Consider the following 14,885-nt stretch of genomic DNA (forward strand, 5'->3'; position numbering starts at 1 on the left):
CATGACTTTATGGACTTTCCTGGCTGAGCAGCCGGCGTACTTCTTCACCCTGGCCACGCTGCTCGGCTTGCTGGTGGGCAGTTTTCTCAATGTGCTGGTGTATCGCCTGCCCATCATGCTGGAGCGGCAATGGCAGCGTGAGGCGCAGGAGGTGTTGGGGCTGCCGACTACGCTGCGCGAGCGGTTCGACCTGTGCCTGCCCGCCTCGCGCTGCCCGCATTGCGCGCATGAGATTCGCGCGAGGGAAAACATTCCGGTCATCAGCTACCTGGCCTTGCGTGGGCGCTGTTCAGCCTGCAAAACCCGTATCAGCCCGCGCTACCCGGTGGTGGAAGTGGCCAGCGCGCTGCTGTCGCTGCTGGTGGCCTGGCGGTTTGGCGCTTCGGCCGAGGCGTTGCTGGCCTTGCCGCTGACCTGGTGCCTGTTGGCGCTGAGCCTTATCGATGCCGATCACCAACTGTTGCCGGATGTGCTGGTGCTGCCGATGCTGTGGCTAGGGCTGATCGTCAATGCCTTTGGCCTCTATGTGCCGCTCAGCGACGCGCTGTGGGGCGCGGTGGCCGGGTACCTCAGCCTGTGGTCGGTGTACTGGGTGTTCAAGCTGGTCACGGGCAAGGAAGGCATGGGCTATGGCGATTTCAAGCTGATGGCGCTGATCGGTGCCTGGGGTGGCTGGCAGGTGTTGCCGCTGACGCTGCTGTTGTCGTCGGTGGTCGGGGCGCTGGTAGGCCTGTGCCTGCTGCGTTTGCGCCGACATGCCTTGGGCACAGCCATGCCGTTTGGCCCTTATCTGGCGATTGCGGGGTGGATTGCCGTGCTCTGGGGTGATGAAATATACGCCTCATACATGCAACTGCTTGGATACTGATGACCATTGCGGCCTTTACCCCTTGGATTCTCGGCCTGACCGGCGGCATTGGTAGCGGCAAGAGCGCCGCTGCCGAGCGCTTCGTCGAGCTTGGCGTGCACCTGGTCGATGCCGACCAGGCAGCGCGCTGGGTTGTCGAACCTGGTCGCCCGGCCCTGGCCAGCATCGTCGAGCGCTTTGGCGCGGGTGTTTTGCAGGCGGACGGCCAGCTTGACCGTGCGGCCCTGCGCCAGCTGATCTTCGCCGACCCGGCGCAGCGCAAATGGCTGGAGCAGCTGCTGCACCCGCTGATCGGGCAGGAGATTTTCAGCTACCTGGCCAGGGCCGAGTCGCCGTATGCGGTATATGTGTCGCCACTGCTGATCGAGTCGGGGCAATACCATAAGACCCAGCGCGTGCTGGTGATCGATGTGCCGCAGGAGTTGCAGATAGCGCGTACCCTGGCGCGGGACAACACCAGTGCCGAGCAGGTGCAAGCGATTCTGCAGGCCCAGCTGGGCCGTGAGGAACGCCTGCGCCATGCCGATGATGTGGTGGTCAATGACGGCGATCTGGCCGCGCTGCATGAGCAGATTGACCGCCTGCACCACTTTTACCTGACTTTGAAAGGAGGCCAGCCATGAGCCAGCCATTGACCGTCGATTGCCCGACCTGCGGCGCACCTGTGGAATGGAACGAGAAAAGCGCGTTCCGGCCGTTTTGTTCGGATCGGTGCAAGCTGATCGACCTGGGCGCCTGGGCGGCTGAAGACCATAAAATACCGGGGTCGGAAGAGTCCGAGGATGAGCTGTATTCGGGGGATCTGGAGCCGCGGCATTGATCCAGTAACACGGCGGCTGTGCCGGCCTATTCGCGGGTGAACCCGCTCCTACAGGGGCCTGCGCAGCCTTCAAGGCCGGCGCAATACCTGTGTAGGAGCGGGTTCACCCGCGAATAGGCCGGCAAAGCCACCCCAAAATCACCGCTCATCCTCCTTCCAGGGCGCCTGCAAATACCGCGTACGGTTGAAGGTTTCCAGCCACTCCGGGCAAAACACCACCAGCGCACTGATTACCATGCCGTTGATGAACGCCTCGGGGAACATCATCAGCCACAGGTAGCCCACAAAGTCGCTAAGCCACTCCGGCATGGCAAACCGCCCATCCAGCCACAACACACCCAGCGCCGCAGGCACGCAAACAAGCACGGTCAGCGCGGCAGGAAAGAACCCCGAGCAGAAGATATAAACGAACAGATTCTGCGGCTGTGCACGCTCGACCGCTATCGCGCACACCTCGGTAATCAACACCGGCAGGCCCACCAGCAACAAGCCATTCACCCCCAGTGCCGCCAGGTCCTGGCGCCCCAGCGCCAGCAAACCAAGCTGGGCCATGAACCCACCCAGTACCGCAAGCGGCCAGTCCAGCAGCAGGGTCACCGCCGTCATGCCAATAAAGTGGTACGACACCCCGGTATCGAAATCACGCCTCACCAGCCACAACGCAAACAGGCAAAATACCGTGCCAAACAGCAAATGCTGGCGGCGCCGATCAGTGAACAGTTCAACCCAGCGAACCCGGCTGACCGCCCAGATCAGCAACGGCACGTAACCCAGCCAGCCAAGGGTAAGGGTGGTGCCGGACAACACCTGCGCGCTGATCACCTGAACAATGCCCCTTGCAACCCTGTGGATTAAACCGAGTCTACACCCATTCTCCCTTTCCTTCGGCTGCGGTAGGCTGGCGCACTCATTCGATGCAGGAAGCATTGGTCATGCTGGAAGGACTCAACCCAGCCCTGCTGCTGGCAGCAGCACTCAACGCCACCATCGGTGTATTGCACCTGGCGATCATTGCCGTCGGCCCGCGCTGGTACCGCTTGTTCGGCGCCGGCGAGCGCATGGCGCGGGCGGCTGAAAAAGGCCGCTGGTACCCGGGGCTGATCACTGCCGCCATCGCCTGCGTGCTGCTGAGCTGGTCGGCCTATGCCTTGTCCGCGGCCGGGGCAATCGGGCGGTTGCCGTTGCTGCTGCCAGCCATGTGCCTGATCACCCTGGTGTACCTGGCGCGTGGCCTGCTTGGGCCCAGATTGCTGGCCGGCACCGGGCGCTCGCAGCGCTTTATCGTGGTCAGTTCGCTGATCTGCCTGGGCTTTGGCGTGGTGCACCTGGTCGGGCTGCTGCAGCAGTGGCCGGTGCTGCGCTGATTCCCACGCACAAACAGCATCTTACCGTCATCGATTAGCGGCTAAGCTTGTCTGCATGGATGACTCAGACTACCTGCGCCTGCTTACCATCCAGGCGGAACAAGCCAATGCCTTCCTCTCCAACGCCCGCAAGTGGGAGCGGGAGCGGTGGGTGTGCCAGCGCCTGTTGCAAGGGCTGAACATTCCCTACCGCAGCGAAGACTTCACCCCGGCCGGGCAGGAACCGCCTGATGTGCTGTTCCGCGATGCGGCCTTCGAGGTGTTTTTTGTGCTCGACGAGGGCCGCCGGCTCAATGACGAATGGCGCGAAGAGCTGCAGCGCCGGCGCAGTGCGTTTTCCCTGGCGCAACTGGTGCGCCGCGAAGCGCGCCCGCGGCGCATCAGTGCCACCGAACTGCTCGGGCGCCTGGCGCCGACCTTGCGCAAGAAAGCGCACAACTACCGCGAGCGCGGCCTGGAGCTGAACGAGCTGGACATCATCGCCTTCTCCAGCCTCAAGCGCGAAGTGCTCGACCTCAACACCCACTTCCCGCCGCCCACCGAATACCTGCGCCAGGGCTGGCGCTCGCTGTCGCTGGTGGGGCCGACCTTTGCCCGGGTGCTGTTCGCCCACCCCGACGCGCCGGACTTCCTGCGCAGCAACCTGGGCCGCAGCATCGTGTTCGACGTGGGCATCAGTCTTTGATCCAGTGCAGCGAATGTTTGCGATGGCGTACACTCGGCGCCAGGGATAGAAAGCCTTATCATTTGTTTCAAGCGCTTGCGCGAACGCTGTAGCCTTCGCGCGATCACAAACGTCTACCTGACGAGGCCCACCATGACTAGCCGCCTGAACCCGGAAGATCAGCGTCGTGTCGATGAGTATCTGCGCGCCCCCCAGCACCAAGTCGAGCGTCGGCCTTTCCGGCCCTGGCTGCTCCTTGTGCTGGTGGTGGCCGTGACCATCGGGTTGGGTCTCGTCAGCCGCCTGCTGAGTGGACTGGTGCTATGAGCTGCTTCGCGCTCGCCCTCCCCTCGTGCAGTTTGCGGCCGCCCCTCAGGGGCACGAATTCCGTAAACCTTATGAGATATTCCCATGACTCATCGCATCGTGATTGTCGGCGGCGGCGCCGGCGGCCTGGAACTGGCGACCCGCCTGGGTAAAAGCCTGGGCAAGCGCAAGCAGGCCGAAATCACCCTGGTCGACGCCAACCTCACGCACATCTGGAAGCCGCTGCTGCACGAAGTGGCCGCCGGCTCGCTGAACTCCTCGGAAGACGAACTGAACTACGTGGCCCAGGCCAAGTGGAACCACTTCAACTTCCAGCTGGGGCGCATGAGCGGCCTGGACCGTGAAGGCAAGCAGATCCAGCTGGCCGCCACCCTCGACGAAGAGGGCCGCGAGCTGCTGCCTGCGCGCACCTTGGCCTACGACACCCTGGTGATCGCCGTGGGCTCCAACACCAACGACTTCGGCACCCTGGGCGCGGCGCAGCACTGCCTGTTCCTGGACACCCGCAAGCAGGCCGAGCGCTTCCACCAGCAACTGCTCAACCACTACCTGCGTGCACACGCCGGCGACGTGGCCAGCGAGCAGATCAGCGTGGCCATTGTGGGTGCCGGTGCCACCGGTGTAGAGCTGGCAGCCGAGCTGCACCACGCGGCCCACGAGCTGGCGGCCTATGGCCTGGACCGCATCCAGCCCAAGGACATGCACATCACCATCATCGAGGCAGGCCCGCGGGTACTGCCGGCGCTGCCGGAGCGCATCAGCGTGCCGGTGCACAAGACCCTGGAAAAACTTGGCGTGAAGGTGCTGACCAACGCGGCCGTCAGTGAAGTGACCGAAGATGGCCTGAAAACCAAGGACGGTGAAGTGATCCAGGCCAGCCTGAAGGTATGGGCGGCCGGTATCCGTGCACCAGCTTTCCTCAAGGAAATCGATGGCCTGGAAACCAACCGTATCAACCAGCTGGTGGTGCGCCCTACCCTGCAGACCACCCGCGATGACAACATTTTCGCCTTCGGCGACTGCGCCGCATGCCCGCAACCGGGTAGCGACCGCAACGTGCCGCCACGTGCGCAGGCTGCGCACCAGCAGGCTTCGATGCTGGCGCAGAGCTTGAAAGCGCGGCTGGAGAACAAGGCGCTGCCGACCTACGCGTACAAGGACTACGGCTCACTGGTGTCGCTGTCGCGCTTCTCGGCGGTGGGCAACCTGATGGGTAACCTGATGGGCAGCGTGAAGCTGGAAGGCTGGCTGGCGCGGATGTTCTATGTGTCGCTGTACCGCATGCACCAGATGGCCCTGTATGGGTTCTTCCGCACGGCGCTGATGATGCTGGGCAGCAAGATTGGCCGGGGTACTGAGCCGCGCCTGAAGTTGCACTGAAGATTGTTGGGGGCGCTTTGCGCCCCTTTCGCGACACAAGGCCGCTCCTACAACAGATCGCGCAATATGTGCCATGCGCGGTCCCTGTAGGAGCGGCCTTGTGTCGCGAAAGGCCTGCGAAGCAGGCCCAAAGATCTGCCAGGATAAAACCGAGGCAAAGAAAAAGGGCATCTCATGCGAGATGCCCTTTGTTCATGGTGGGTCGTGTAGGATTCGAACCTACGACCAATTGGTTAAAAGCCAACTGCTCTACCAACTGAGCTAACGACCCAAAAATGGTCGGGGTGAGGGGATTCGAACTCCTGACATCCTGCTCCCAAAGCAGGCGCGCTACCGGACTGCGCTACACCCCGTGGTGCTTCAAAAAAAAGGGCATCTCTTTGAGATGCCCTTCTTTACATGGTGGGTCGTGTAGGATTCGAACCTACGACCAATTGGTTAAAAGCCAACTGCTCTACCAACTGAGCTAACGACCCGGAAAATGGTCGGGGTGAGGGGATTCGAACTCCTGACATCCTGCTCCCAAAGCAGGCGCGCTACCGGACTGCGCTACACCCCGAGATGGCTCCGCGACCTGGACTCGAACCAGGGACCCAATGATTAACAGTCATTTGCTCTACCGACTGAGCTATCGCGGAACTGAACTTCGGTACTACTTTCCGATTTACTACTCCGAAGACTGTGTTCGCTTCGGACTCTTCAGCTTCGCTGCTTTCGCTTTGTCGCTGCTGAGGCCGGCTATTCTACATTCTTCGTTTTGCTTGTCAACCACTTTTTTTCATTCAACTTACTGATTTGTAAGTTGTTTTGCGGTCACCGTTGTTGCTGGTGATTCGCTTAGTGCCTGACAACGCGGCGTATATTAGGGGGACTCGTTTTTTGATGCAAGCAAAAATTTCAAAAATTTCAGCGGGTTATCCAGGTAGAGCTGAAGAGCCCGGATTTGCTGGGCTGTGCCGGCCCTTTCGCGGGTAAACCCGCTCCTACAGGGGATTGCATAGCCCGCAAAATCTACACCGACCTGTAGGAGCGGGTTCATCGAGGCGTCGAACCGCCGCGAAGAGGCCAGCACAGGAAAAACCCAAAAAAAAGCCCCGCAAATGCGGGGCTCATGGTGAAGCAAATCAGCCAAAGACGATTTCGTCGCCTTCCACCTTGGCGGTGATCGCCGAACCCGGCAGGAACTTGCCTGCCAGAATCAGTTGCGCCAGCGGGTTTTCGATCCAGCGCTGGATCGCCCGCTTCAGCGGCCGTGCGCCGTACACCGGGTCGTAACCCACGGCAATCAGCTTGTCCAACGCCTCCGGGCTCAGGCTCAGCGACAGTTCGCGCTCCAGAAAGCGGCTGCGCAGGCGGCCCAGCTGGATTTCGGTAATGCCGGCAATCTGCTCGCGGCCCAGTGGCTCGAACACCACCACTTCGTCGATACGGTTGATGAACTCAGGACGGAAGTGCGCACCCACCGCATCCATCACTGCCGCACGCTGTGCCTCGCGGTCACCTACCAGTTCCTGAATCTGCGCCGAGCCCAGGTTGGAGGTCATCACGATCACCGTGTTGCGGAAGTCCACGGTGCGCCCGTGGCTATCCGTCAGGCGGCCATCTTCCAACACCTGCAGCAGCACGTTGAACACATCCGGGTGGGCTTTTTCCACCTCGTCCAGCAGCACCACCGAGTAAGGCTTGCGCCGTACGGCCTCGGTCAGGTAACCGCCCTCTTCATAACCTACGTAGCCTGGTGGTGCACCGATCAGGCGAGCCACGGAGTGTTTCTCCATGAACTCGGACATGTCGATGCGCACCATCGCCTCTTCGGTGTCGAACAGGAACTCGGCCAGGGCCTTGCACAGCTCGGTCTTGCCCACACCGGTCGGGCCAAGGAACAGGAACGAACCACTTGGCCGGTTCGGGTCGGACAGCCCGGCACGCGAACGGCGTACGGCGTTGGCGACGGCAGTCACTGCCTCGCCCTGGCCGATCACCCGCTGGTGCAGCAGCTCTTCCATCTTCAGCAGTTTTTCGCGCTCGCCTTCCAGCATCTTGGCCACCGGAATACCGGTCCACTTCGACACTACTTCGGCAATTTCTTCCTCGGTCACCTTGTTGCGCAGCAACTGGTTCTCGGTCTTGCCGTGCTGGTCGACCATCTGCAGGCTGCGCTCCAGGTCCGGGATTACCCCGTACTGCAGCTCGGCCATGCGGCTGAGGTCGCCTTTGCGGCGGGCGGTTTCTAGCTCCTGGCGGGCCTGCTCGATCTTTTGCTGGATCTGCGCCGAGCCCTGCACTTCGGCCTTCTCCGATGCCCAGATTTCTTCCAGGTCGGAATACTCACGCTCCAGCCGCTCGATTTCCTCGGTCAGCTTCTCCAGGCGTTTTTTCGCCGCTTCGTCTTCTTCCTTCTTCAGCGCCTGCGATTCCACTTTCAGCTGGATCAGGCGGCGATCAAGGCGGTCGAGCACTTCCGGCTTGGAGTCGATCTCCATACGAATGCGGCTGGCCGCTTCGTCGATCAGGTCGATGGCCTTGTCCGGCAGCTGGCGGTCAGTGATGTAGCGGTGGCTGAGCTTGGCCGCAGCAATGATGGCACCGTCAGTGATGGCCACCTTGTGGTGCACTTCATAGCGCTCTTTCAGGCCACGCAGGATGGCGATGGTGTCTTCCTCGCTCGGCTCCTCCACCAGCACCTTCTGGAAGCGGCGCTCCAGCGCGGCGTCCTTCTCGATGAACTGGCGGTACTCGTTCAGCGTGGTAGCACCCACGCAGTGCAGTTCGCCACGGGCCAGGGCCGGCTTGAGCATATTGCCGGCATCCATGGCGCCTTCGCCTTTACCGGCGCCGACCATGGTGTGCAGTTCGTCGATGAACAGGATGATCTGGCCTTCCTGCTTGGACAACTCGTTCAGCAGGCTTTTCAGCCGCTCTTCGAACTCGCCACGGTACTTGGCACCGGCAATCAGCGCGCCCATGTCCAGCGCCAGCAGGCGCTTGCCTTTCAGGCCATCGGGCACTTCGCCGTTGATGATGCGTTGGGCCAGGCCTTCGGCGATGGCGGTTTTACCCACGCCAGGCTCACCGATCAACACAGGGTTGTTCTTGGTACGGCGTTGCAGCACCTGCACGGTACGGCGGATTTCGTCGTCACGGCCGATCACCGGGTCCAGCTTGCCTTCTTCGGCACGCTTGGTCAGGTCGACGGTGTACTTGTCCAGGGCCTGGCGCGACTCCTCGGCGTTGGGGTCATTCACTGCCTCACCGCCGCGCAGGTTGTTGATGGCGTTTTCCAGGGCCTTTTTGGTCACGCCCTGGCTCAACAGCAACTTGCCGAGCTTGCTGTTCTCGTCCATGGCGGCCAGCACCACCAGTTCGCTGGAAATGAACTGGTCGCCCTTCTGCTGGGCCAGGCGGTCGGCCTGGTTGAGCAGGCGCGCCAAGTCCTGCGACATGTTCACGTCACCGGTGGGGTTCTGGATTTTCGGCAGCTGATCGAGTTCTTTCACCAGCGCCTGGCGCAGGCTGTTGATGTCGAAGCCTACCTGCATCATCAGCGGCTTGATCGAACCGCCCTGCTGTTCAAGCAGTGCCTGCATCAGGTGCACGGGCTCGATGGCTGGGTGGTCCATGCCAACGGCCAGGGACTGGGCATCGGATATTGCTAATTGCAGCTTGCTGGTCAAACGGTCTATTCGCATGGTGTACCTTCCTTTAAAGGGCAGGTCGGAGCGATGGACAGCGCCTGTTTATGAAGAAACCTGCCTGAGATGACCTTATAGATAAGGCTGATTCTGGAAGATTCAAGCGTAGCGGGGTTGACCGGGGTCAACCTGTTGGATTAGTGCTGGGGCATTCGCGGGTGAACCCGCTCCTACAGGTTTCGCGTTCCCTTGTAGGAGTGGGTTCACCCGCGAAAGGGCCGGTACAGGCTAAAGCGGTTCCAGCCAAACCAGCGAAGCAAACCGCCCACCCTGCGGCGTACGCCGATAGGAGAAGAACCGCTCATCACTGACCGTGCAGAAGCCACCACCATAAACGGCCGTCACCCCACGCGCCGCCAGGCGGATACGCGCCAGCTCGTAGATGTCAGCGATCAGCTTGCCCGGCCGCTCGCCGTCGACAAACGCCCGCGCCGCTTCAGGATGAACAGCAGTAAAGGCATCCCGCACTTCCAGCCCGACTTCAAAGGCCTTGGGGCCAATCGCCGGCCCCAACCACACCAGCACGTCTTCCGGCGCCAGCGCCAGTTGGTCTAGCGTAGCTTCCAGCACGCCGCCGGCCAGCCCGCGCCAGCCCGCATGCGCCGCAGCCACACGAGTACCCGCGCGGTCGCAAAACAGCGCAGGCAGGCAATCGGCAGTCATCACGGTACAGGCTATACCCGGCTGGGCAGCCCAGCTGGCGTCGGCCTCGGCCACCACGGCCGGGTCGGCATCCGCCACCACCCGCCCATGCACCTGCTTTAGCCAGGCCGGCTGAATGGCGAACTCGTCGCTCAGGCGGCGACGGTTCTCGGCGACCGCCGCAGGGTCATCGCCTACATGGTCACCCAGATTGAAGGTTTCGTAGGGCGGCAGGCTGACGCCGCCCTGACGGGTGGTGACACAGGCGCGTACCGAGGCCGGGGCCGGCCAGTCGGGGAACAGCAGCGACTGTGTCAGGCCACTCATCCGATAAAGCTCTCGCGGTCCTGGTTGAGCAGCGACAGCAACCAGACGAAGTCGTCTGGCAGTGGCGATTCCCACTTCATGATTTCACCGGTAATCGGGTGAGCCAAGGCCAGGAAACGCGCATGCAGGGCCTGACGCGGGAAGGTTTTCACCGCCTCGACCATGGTTGGGCTGGCAGCCGGCGGAATGCGGAAGCGCCCGCCGTACGTCTGGTCGCCGACCAGCGGGAAACCAACGTGGGCCATGTGCACGCGAATCTGGTGGGTCCGGCCGGTTTCCAGCTTTACCCGCACGTGGGTGTGCGAACGGAAGCGCTTGAGCACACGGTAGTGGCTGACCGCCGGCTTGCCGCCGTCGGTTACCGCCATGCGCTGGCGCATGCCGCCGTGGCGGCCGATCGGGGCGTCGATCTTGCCGCCTGCGGTGACCACGCCGATCACGATGCACTCATAGATGCGGCTGACCTTGCGCGCCTGCATCTGCTCGACCAGCTTGGTCTGCGCCTGCAGGGTCTTGGCCACCACCATCAGGCCGGTGGTGTCCTTGTCCAGGCGGTGCACGATACCGGCGCGCGGTACGTTGACGATGTCTGGCACGTGGTGCAGCAGCGCATTCAGCAAGGTGCCACTGGCATGCCCGGCGGCAGGGTGCACAACCAGCCCGGCAGGCTTGTTGATCACCAGGATGTGATCGTCTTCGTAGACGATATCCAGCTCGATATCTTCGGCAATCCACTCACCCTGGGCCTCTTGTTCGGCCTCCAGGATAAGCTGCGAGCCACCATGGACAGGGTCACGAGGGCGCACGACGGCACCATCGACCGTCAGGCGGCCCTCTTTGATCCACGAAGTAAGCCGCGAACGCGAATACTCGGCGAACAATTGGGCGGCGACCTGGTCGAGGCGTTGGCCGCCCAGTTCGGACGGTACCTCTGCGCTAAGTTGAATGATCTCGGACATGCTCGATTCGGCGGGCGCACAGCCTTTGGTTTCGGCTGCGAGCTTGTGGTTAAATACGGCTTCTTTTGTCCCGGGCTTGGCCGGGGCGCTCATCATAACAGGACGGCACCGCCCAAAACAGCGGCCGTCAAAGGGACGCAAGCCGCCATGCAAGTGAAACACCTGCTGCTGATCGCCATCCTAGGGCTCACCGCGGCCTGTTCCTCCAATAAGGAAGTCATTGACGAGAACCTCAGCGAGGCCGAACTGTATCAGCAGGCTCAGGCTGACCTGGACAATTCCAGCTATACCAGCGCCGTGAACAAGCTCAAGGCCCTGGAGTCGCGCTACCCGTTCGGCCGCTATGCCGACCAGGCGCAGCTCGAGCTGATCTACGCCAACTACAAGAACTCCGAGCCTGAGGCTGCCAAGTCGGCTGCCGAGCGCTTTATCCGCCTGCACCCGCAGCACCCGAACGTTGACTACGCCTACTACCTCAAGGGCCTGACCTCGTTCGACCAGGACCGTGGCCTGCTGGCGCGCTTCCTGCCGCTGGACATGACCAAGCGTGACCCGGGTGCCGCCCGCGACTCGTACAACGAGTTCGCCCAGCTGACCAGCCGCTTCCCCACCAGCCGCTACGCGCCCGACGCCAAGCAGCGCATGATCTACCTGCGCAACCTGCTGGCCTCGTACGAAATCCACGTGGCCGACTACTACCTGAGCCGCCAGGCTTATGTGGCTGCTGCCAACCGTGGCCGCTACGTGGTAGAGAACTTCCAGGAAACCCCATCGGTCGGCGACGGCCTGGCGGTGATGGTCGAGTCGTATCAGAAGATGCACCTGGACGAGCTGGCCGCCAGCAGCCTGGAAACCCTCAAGCTCAACTACCCGGACCACCCGAGCCTGGCCGATGGCGAGTTCCAGCCCAAGCAGACCGAGTCTGATGGCCGCGGCTGGCTGTCCAAGGCCACCCTGGGCCTGATCGAGACCGACACCCCGCTGCCGCCGGGTGAAACCCGCGCCAACCAGGACGTGGTCAAGCAGTTCCAGGACGCACGTGACGAAATGCCGCAAGAACTGCTGCCCAAAGACGAGAACGGGGACCCGATCGTGCCGGAAGGTCCGAAAGAAGTCGAGAAGGACCGCTCCTGGTTCAGCTATATGACCTTTGGCATGTTCGACTGATCCGCAGCGATCCATGAAAGGGAGGCCTTGGGCCTCCCTTTTTTATTGGCCGCGTCCTAGACTATCGGCTTCTTCAACCGACAAGCTGGACACCATGGTTCGCCTACTTTTCTGGATCGCCCTGATCGCCGCCGCGTTCTGGCTGTGGCGCAAGTTCAAAGCCAGCCAACAGTCGCACCCCGAGGCGAAGCTCGACGCACCGCTGCAAATGGTGCGCTGCGCCCATTGCGGCGTGCACCTGCCCAACGACCGGGCGCTGCAGCAGGGCAACGAGTGGTATTGCAGCCAGGCCCACCTGCAGCAAGGCCCCGGCCGCCAAAACTGAACACAAATCCCCTGTAGGAGCGGGTTTACCCGCGAATGCTATTTTGAAGCTGCCGATGCATTCGCGGGTGAACCCGCTCCCACAGGGTTCGCGGCCGATTCACTTCTCTTCTTATCCCTCCCCGACCCTTTCACACCAAATACGACCCCTCCCCAGCTGCCAGCATTGACCCACCCCAGCAAAATTCGCTAAATCCTATTTATCCGCATAAATATGAAAAATAGCGAAATGCTTAAACCCAAACGCAAGCGCCAGAAGCTGTCCGATGTGATCGTCGAATCGGTCAAGCGCTCGATCGTCACCGAGGCGCTGCACCCTGGTGACCGGCTGCCCACCGAACGCGAGCTCATGGAACACTTCGAATGCTCCAAGGGCACCGCCCGCGAAGCGCTCAAGGCACTAGAGGTCGAGGGCCTGGTCAGCACCCGCACCGGCCCGACCGGCGGCGCCTACCTCAATGAAGTCGGCACCGAGCCGGCCAGCCGTGCGCTGCGCAATTACCTGCACTTCCAGCACCTGGACGGCGAGCAGGTGTACCAGCTGCGTAAAGTCATCGAGGTCGAGCTGGCGGTGTCGGTCATGGGCAAGCTGAGCGACGCCGACTACGCCGCACTGCAAGCCAACATCGACTTCTGCAGCGCGCCGGAAGACAGCGAAGAAGGCCAGCGCGAGCAGCGCCTGGCCGAGCTGGAGTTCCATACCCTGCTGGCCGACCGCTGCCCCAACCCGTTGTTGCGCTTCATGGCGGTGTTCCTCAACGACCTGCTGCGCGACCTGGTGGTGCTGAAAAAGGCCTACCTGCCCAAGCGCCAGCAGTTCGCCGCGGCCAACATCGACTTCCACAAGCAGCTGCTGAGCGCGCTGCGCGCCAGCGACGAGCCCGCCGTACGCCGGCTGATGCACGAGCACATGTGCGACGCCGAACACCACATGACCGCGCTGGAAGGCGAAGTTGCCCGTAACTTCCTGCTGGAGTTCAACCACCACCACTGATGCGCCTGGAAAGAGGCCTGCACACAGGCCCGGCCGTACCCGCTTTGTCATTGCCACTCCTGCCTAATAACCACAACCAAGGAGTTACTCATGCAAAGACGTACCCTGCTCAAGGCAGGCCTTGCCCTGGGTGCCTTAGGTAGCCTCCCGCTGGGAGCGCACCGGGCATTCGCCGACCAACCGCTGACCTTCTATGGGCTCAAGTCCATGTCGGGCGCCTTCGCCAGCTACGGCAAGTACGCCGACATGGGTTCGCGCCTGGCCATCGCCGAGTACCCGCAGCTGCTTGGCCAGCCACTCAAGTACAAAGTCATCGACACCGAAGGCAACGCCGGCAAGGCCGTGCGCAAGGTGCAGGAAGCCATCGGCCAGGATGGCGCGCGCTTCTTCCAGGGCTGCACCCTGTCGTCCTCGGCGCTGGCGGTGTCGAAGGAAATCCACAAGGCCGGCGGCGTGTTCATGACCCCGGTCGGCGCTGACGAGATCACCGGTAAAGACTGCAACGCTTCGACTTTCCGCTGGTCCGTGCCCACCTATGGCGCCATCCGCGAAACCCTGGTGCCGATGATCCGCCAGCTGCCGCAGGCCAAGCGCTGGTACACCATCACCCCACAATACGTGTTCGGCGATGCCCTGCTGGACAACGCCCGCAAGGTGTTCGCCGAGCTGGGTGTGGAACACATCGGCAACAGTTACCACTCGTTGCAGGAGCAGGAGTTCTCTGGCTACCTGACCAACGCCATCGCCGCCAAACCCGACGTGCTGGTGCTGCTCAACTTCGGCAGCCAGGCCTCCAACGCCCTACGCCAGGCGGTCAACTTCGGCATCAAGGACCGCATGAAAGTGCTGATGGTGTGGTCAGCCGGCCTCGACCAGTTCCAGGAGCTGGGCAGCGATGTGCTCGAAGGCGTGTACCTGGGCGCGCAGTACTGGCACCAGGTCGATACCCCGCTGAACAAGCAACTGGTGGCTGCGACTCGCAAGGCTTATGGCATCAACCCCAACTACCCGCTGGCCGCCGACTACATCGGCACCAAGGTCATGCTCGAAGCCATCGTCAAGGCAGGCAGCCTGGACGGCGCCGCCGTGTCTGCGGCGTTGCAGGGCATGCGCTTCCAAGGCCCGACTGGTGAAGAGCTGATCCGCCCGGGCGACCACCAGGTGCTCAAGGACTATTACCTGCTGCGCGGCAAGCCCCAGGGGCAGATGCGCGACGAAGACGACCTGGCCGAAATCATCAGCTCGGGCCGTTCGTTCGTCGAGGTCGACCACACCGGTTGCGCCCTGGCCTGAAGCCGCGGCGTTAGTCACACACACTCGTACAGGCAGCCGCGCCGCGCGCTGTCGAGGGCACGCT

15 protein-coding genes and 5 tRNA genes are annotated in these 14,885 nt (G+C 62.3%); 11 read left to right on the plus strand and 9 right to left on the minus strand.

Annotated features, from left to right (window positions below; translation table 11 throughout):
• Nucleotide 1 precedes the first annotated feature (1 nt).
• Genes ACIP02_RS19335 through yacG form a run of 3 tightly spaced genes read left to right on the plus strand, consistent with a single transcriptional unit; the run spans nt 2 to nt 1,688 of the window.
• On the plus strand, nt 2-868 hold the full coding sequence (locus ACIP02_RS19335; RefSeq protein WP_400619322.1) for a prepilin peptidase: 867 nt from the start codon (nt 2-4) through the stop codon (nt 866-868).
• A complete protein-coding gene (coaE, locus tag ACIP02_RS19340) occupies nt 868-1,491 on the plus strand; it encodes a dephospho-CoA kinase (RefSeq protein WP_400619325.1) in 624 nt (207 codons plus the stop codon). Before ACIP02_RS19335 ends, coaE begins: the two co-directional genes overlap by 1 nt.
• Nucleotides 1,488-1,688 (plus strand): DNA gyrase inhibitor YacG, encoded by a 201-nt coding sequence (gene yacG, locus ACIP02_RS19345; RefSeq protein ID WP_201205810.1) that lies wholly within the window; start codon nt 1,488-1,490, stop codon nt 1,686-1,688. Before coaE ends, yacG begins: the two co-directional genes overlap by 4 nt.
• A 138-nt stretch (nt 1,689-1,826) precedes the next feature.
• On the opposite strand, the gene ACIP02_RS19350 is transcribed toward yacG, so the two are convergent.
• Nucleotides 1,827-2,510 (minus strand): energy-coupling factor ABC transporter permease, encoded by a 684-nt coding sequence (locus ACIP02_RS19350; protein ID WP_400619329.1) that lies wholly within the window; start codon nt 2,508-2,510, stop codon nt 1,827-1,829.
• A gap of 110 nt (nt 2,511-2,620) precedes the next feature.
• On the opposite strand from ACIP02_RS19350, the gene ACIP02_RS19355 reads away from it, so the two are divergent.
• The 4 genes from ACIP02_RS19355 (at nt 2,621) to ACIP02_RS19370 (ending at nt 5,423) form a co-directional block, all read left to right on the plus strand.
• Entirely contained in the window at nt 2,621-3,052 is a 432-nt protein-coding gene (locus ACIP02_RS19355; RefSeq protein ID WP_400619331.1) for a hypothetical protein, read from the plus strand.
• 55 nt (nt 3,053-3,107) lie between these two features.
• Nucleotides 3,108-3,737: a DUF1780 domain-containing protein gene (locus ACIP02_RS19360; RefSeq protein WP_201207926.1), complete on the plus strand. Its 630-nt coding sequence runs from the start codon at nt 3,108-3,110 to the stop codon at nt 3,735-3,737.
• 132 nt (nt 3,738-3,869) lie between these two features.
• The gene (locus ACIP02_RS19365; protein ID WP_033744188.1) at nt 3,870-4,043 is read left to right on the plus strand and encodes a DUF3094 family protein; all 174 of its coding nucleotides are present in this window, start codon (nt 3,870-3,872) and stop codon (nt 4,041-4,043) included.
• 84 nt (nt 4,044-4,127) lie between these two features.
• Nucleotides 4,128-5,423 (plus strand): NAD(P)/FAD-dependent oxidoreductase, encoded by a 1,296-nt coding sequence (locus ACIP02_RS19370; RefSeq protein ID WP_400619336.1) that lies wholly within the window; start codon nt 4,128-4,130, stop codon nt 5,421-5,423.
• Between the two features lie 195 nt (nt 5,424-5,618).
• On the opposite strand, the gene ACIP02_RS19375 is transcribed toward ACIP02_RS19370, so the two are convergent.
• The 8 genes from ACIP02_RS19375 to rluD all read right to left on the minus strand — a co-directional run bounded on the left by ACIP02_RS19375 (nt 5,619) and on the right by rluD (nt 11,043).
• A tRNA-Lys gene (locus ACIP02_RS19375) sits at nt 5,619-5,694 on the minus strand.
• Nucleotides 5,695-5,699: 5 nt separating this feature from the next.
• Nucleotides 5,700-5,776 (minus strand) — tRNA-Pro (locus tag ACIP02_RS19380).
• A 47-nt stretch (nt 5,777-5,823) separates the two neighbouring features.
• A tRNA-Lys gene (locus tag ACIP02_RS19385) sits at nt 5,824-5,899 on the minus strand.
• A 6-nt stretch (nt 5,900-5,905) separates the two neighbouring features.
• Nucleotides 5,906-5,982, minus strand: a tRNA-Pro gene (locus tag ACIP02_RS19390).
• 3 nt (nt 5,983-5,985) lie between these two features.
• A tRNA-Asn gene (locus ACIP02_RS19395) sits at nt 5,986-6,061 on the minus strand.
• A 486-nt stretch (nt 6,062-6,547) separates the two neighbouring features.
• Nucleotides 6,548-9,112 (minus strand): ATP-dependent chaperone ClpB, encoded by a 2,565-nt coding sequence (gene clpB / locus ACIP02_RS19400; protein WP_400619339.1) that lies wholly within the window; start codon nt 9,110-9,112, stop codon nt 6,548-6,550.
• Nucleotides 9,113-9,343: 231 nt separating this feature from the next.
• Nucleotides 9,344-10,084, minus strand: coding sequence for a peptidoglycan editing factor PgeF (gene pgeF / locus ACIP02_RS19405; protein ID WP_400619342.1), 741 nt, complete (start codon nt 10,082-10,084; stop codon nt 9,344-9,346).
• Nucleotides 10,081-11,043 carry a 23S rRNA pseudouridine(1911/1915/1917) synthase RluD gene (gene rluD / locus ACIP02_RS19410; protein ID WP_400619344.1) on the minus strand — a complete coding sequence of 321 codons (963 nt, stop codon included), beginning with the start codon at nt 11,041-11,043 and terminating at the stop codon, nt 10,081-10,083. Before rluD ends, pgeF begins: the two co-directional genes overlap by 4 nt.
• A 147-nt stretch (nt 11,044-11,190) precedes the next feature.
• On the opposite strand from rluD, the gene ACIP02_RS19415 reads away from it, so the two are divergent.
• The 4 genes from ACIP02_RS19415 (at nt 11,191) to ACIP02_RS19430 (ending at nt 14,821) form a co-directional block, all read left to right on the plus strand.
• Entirely contained in the window at nt 11,191-12,210 is a 1,020-nt protein-coding gene (locus tag ACIP02_RS19415; protein ID WP_400619347.1) for an outer membrane protein assembly factor BamD, read from the plus strand.
• 94 nt (nt 12,211-12,304) lie between these two features.
• Entirely contained in the window at nt 12,305-12,535 is a 231-nt protein-coding gene (locus ACIP02_RS19420; protein WP_400619349.1) for a PP0621 family protein, read from the plus strand.
• Between the two features lie 228 nt (nt 12,536-12,763).
• A complete protein-coding gene (locus ACIP02_RS19425; protein ID WP_400619351.1) occupies nt 12,764-13,528 on the plus strand; it encodes a FadR/GntR family transcriptional regulator in 765 nt (254 codons plus the stop codon).
• A gap of 90 nt (nt 13,529-13,618) precedes the next feature.
• Nucleotides 13,619-14,821, plus strand: coding sequence for an ABC transporter substrate-binding protein (locus tag ACIP02_RS19430; RefSeq protein ID WP_110747695.1), 1,203 nt, complete (start codon nt 13,619-13,621; stop codon nt 14,819-14,821).
• The last annotated feature ends 64 nt before the right edge of the window (nt 14,822-14,885 follow it).

The organism is Pseudomonas sp. NPDC089408 (assembly GCF_044749445.1).
GTDB lineage: Bacteria > Pseudomonadota > Gammaproteobacteria > Pseudomonadales > Pseudomonadaceae > Aquipseudomonas.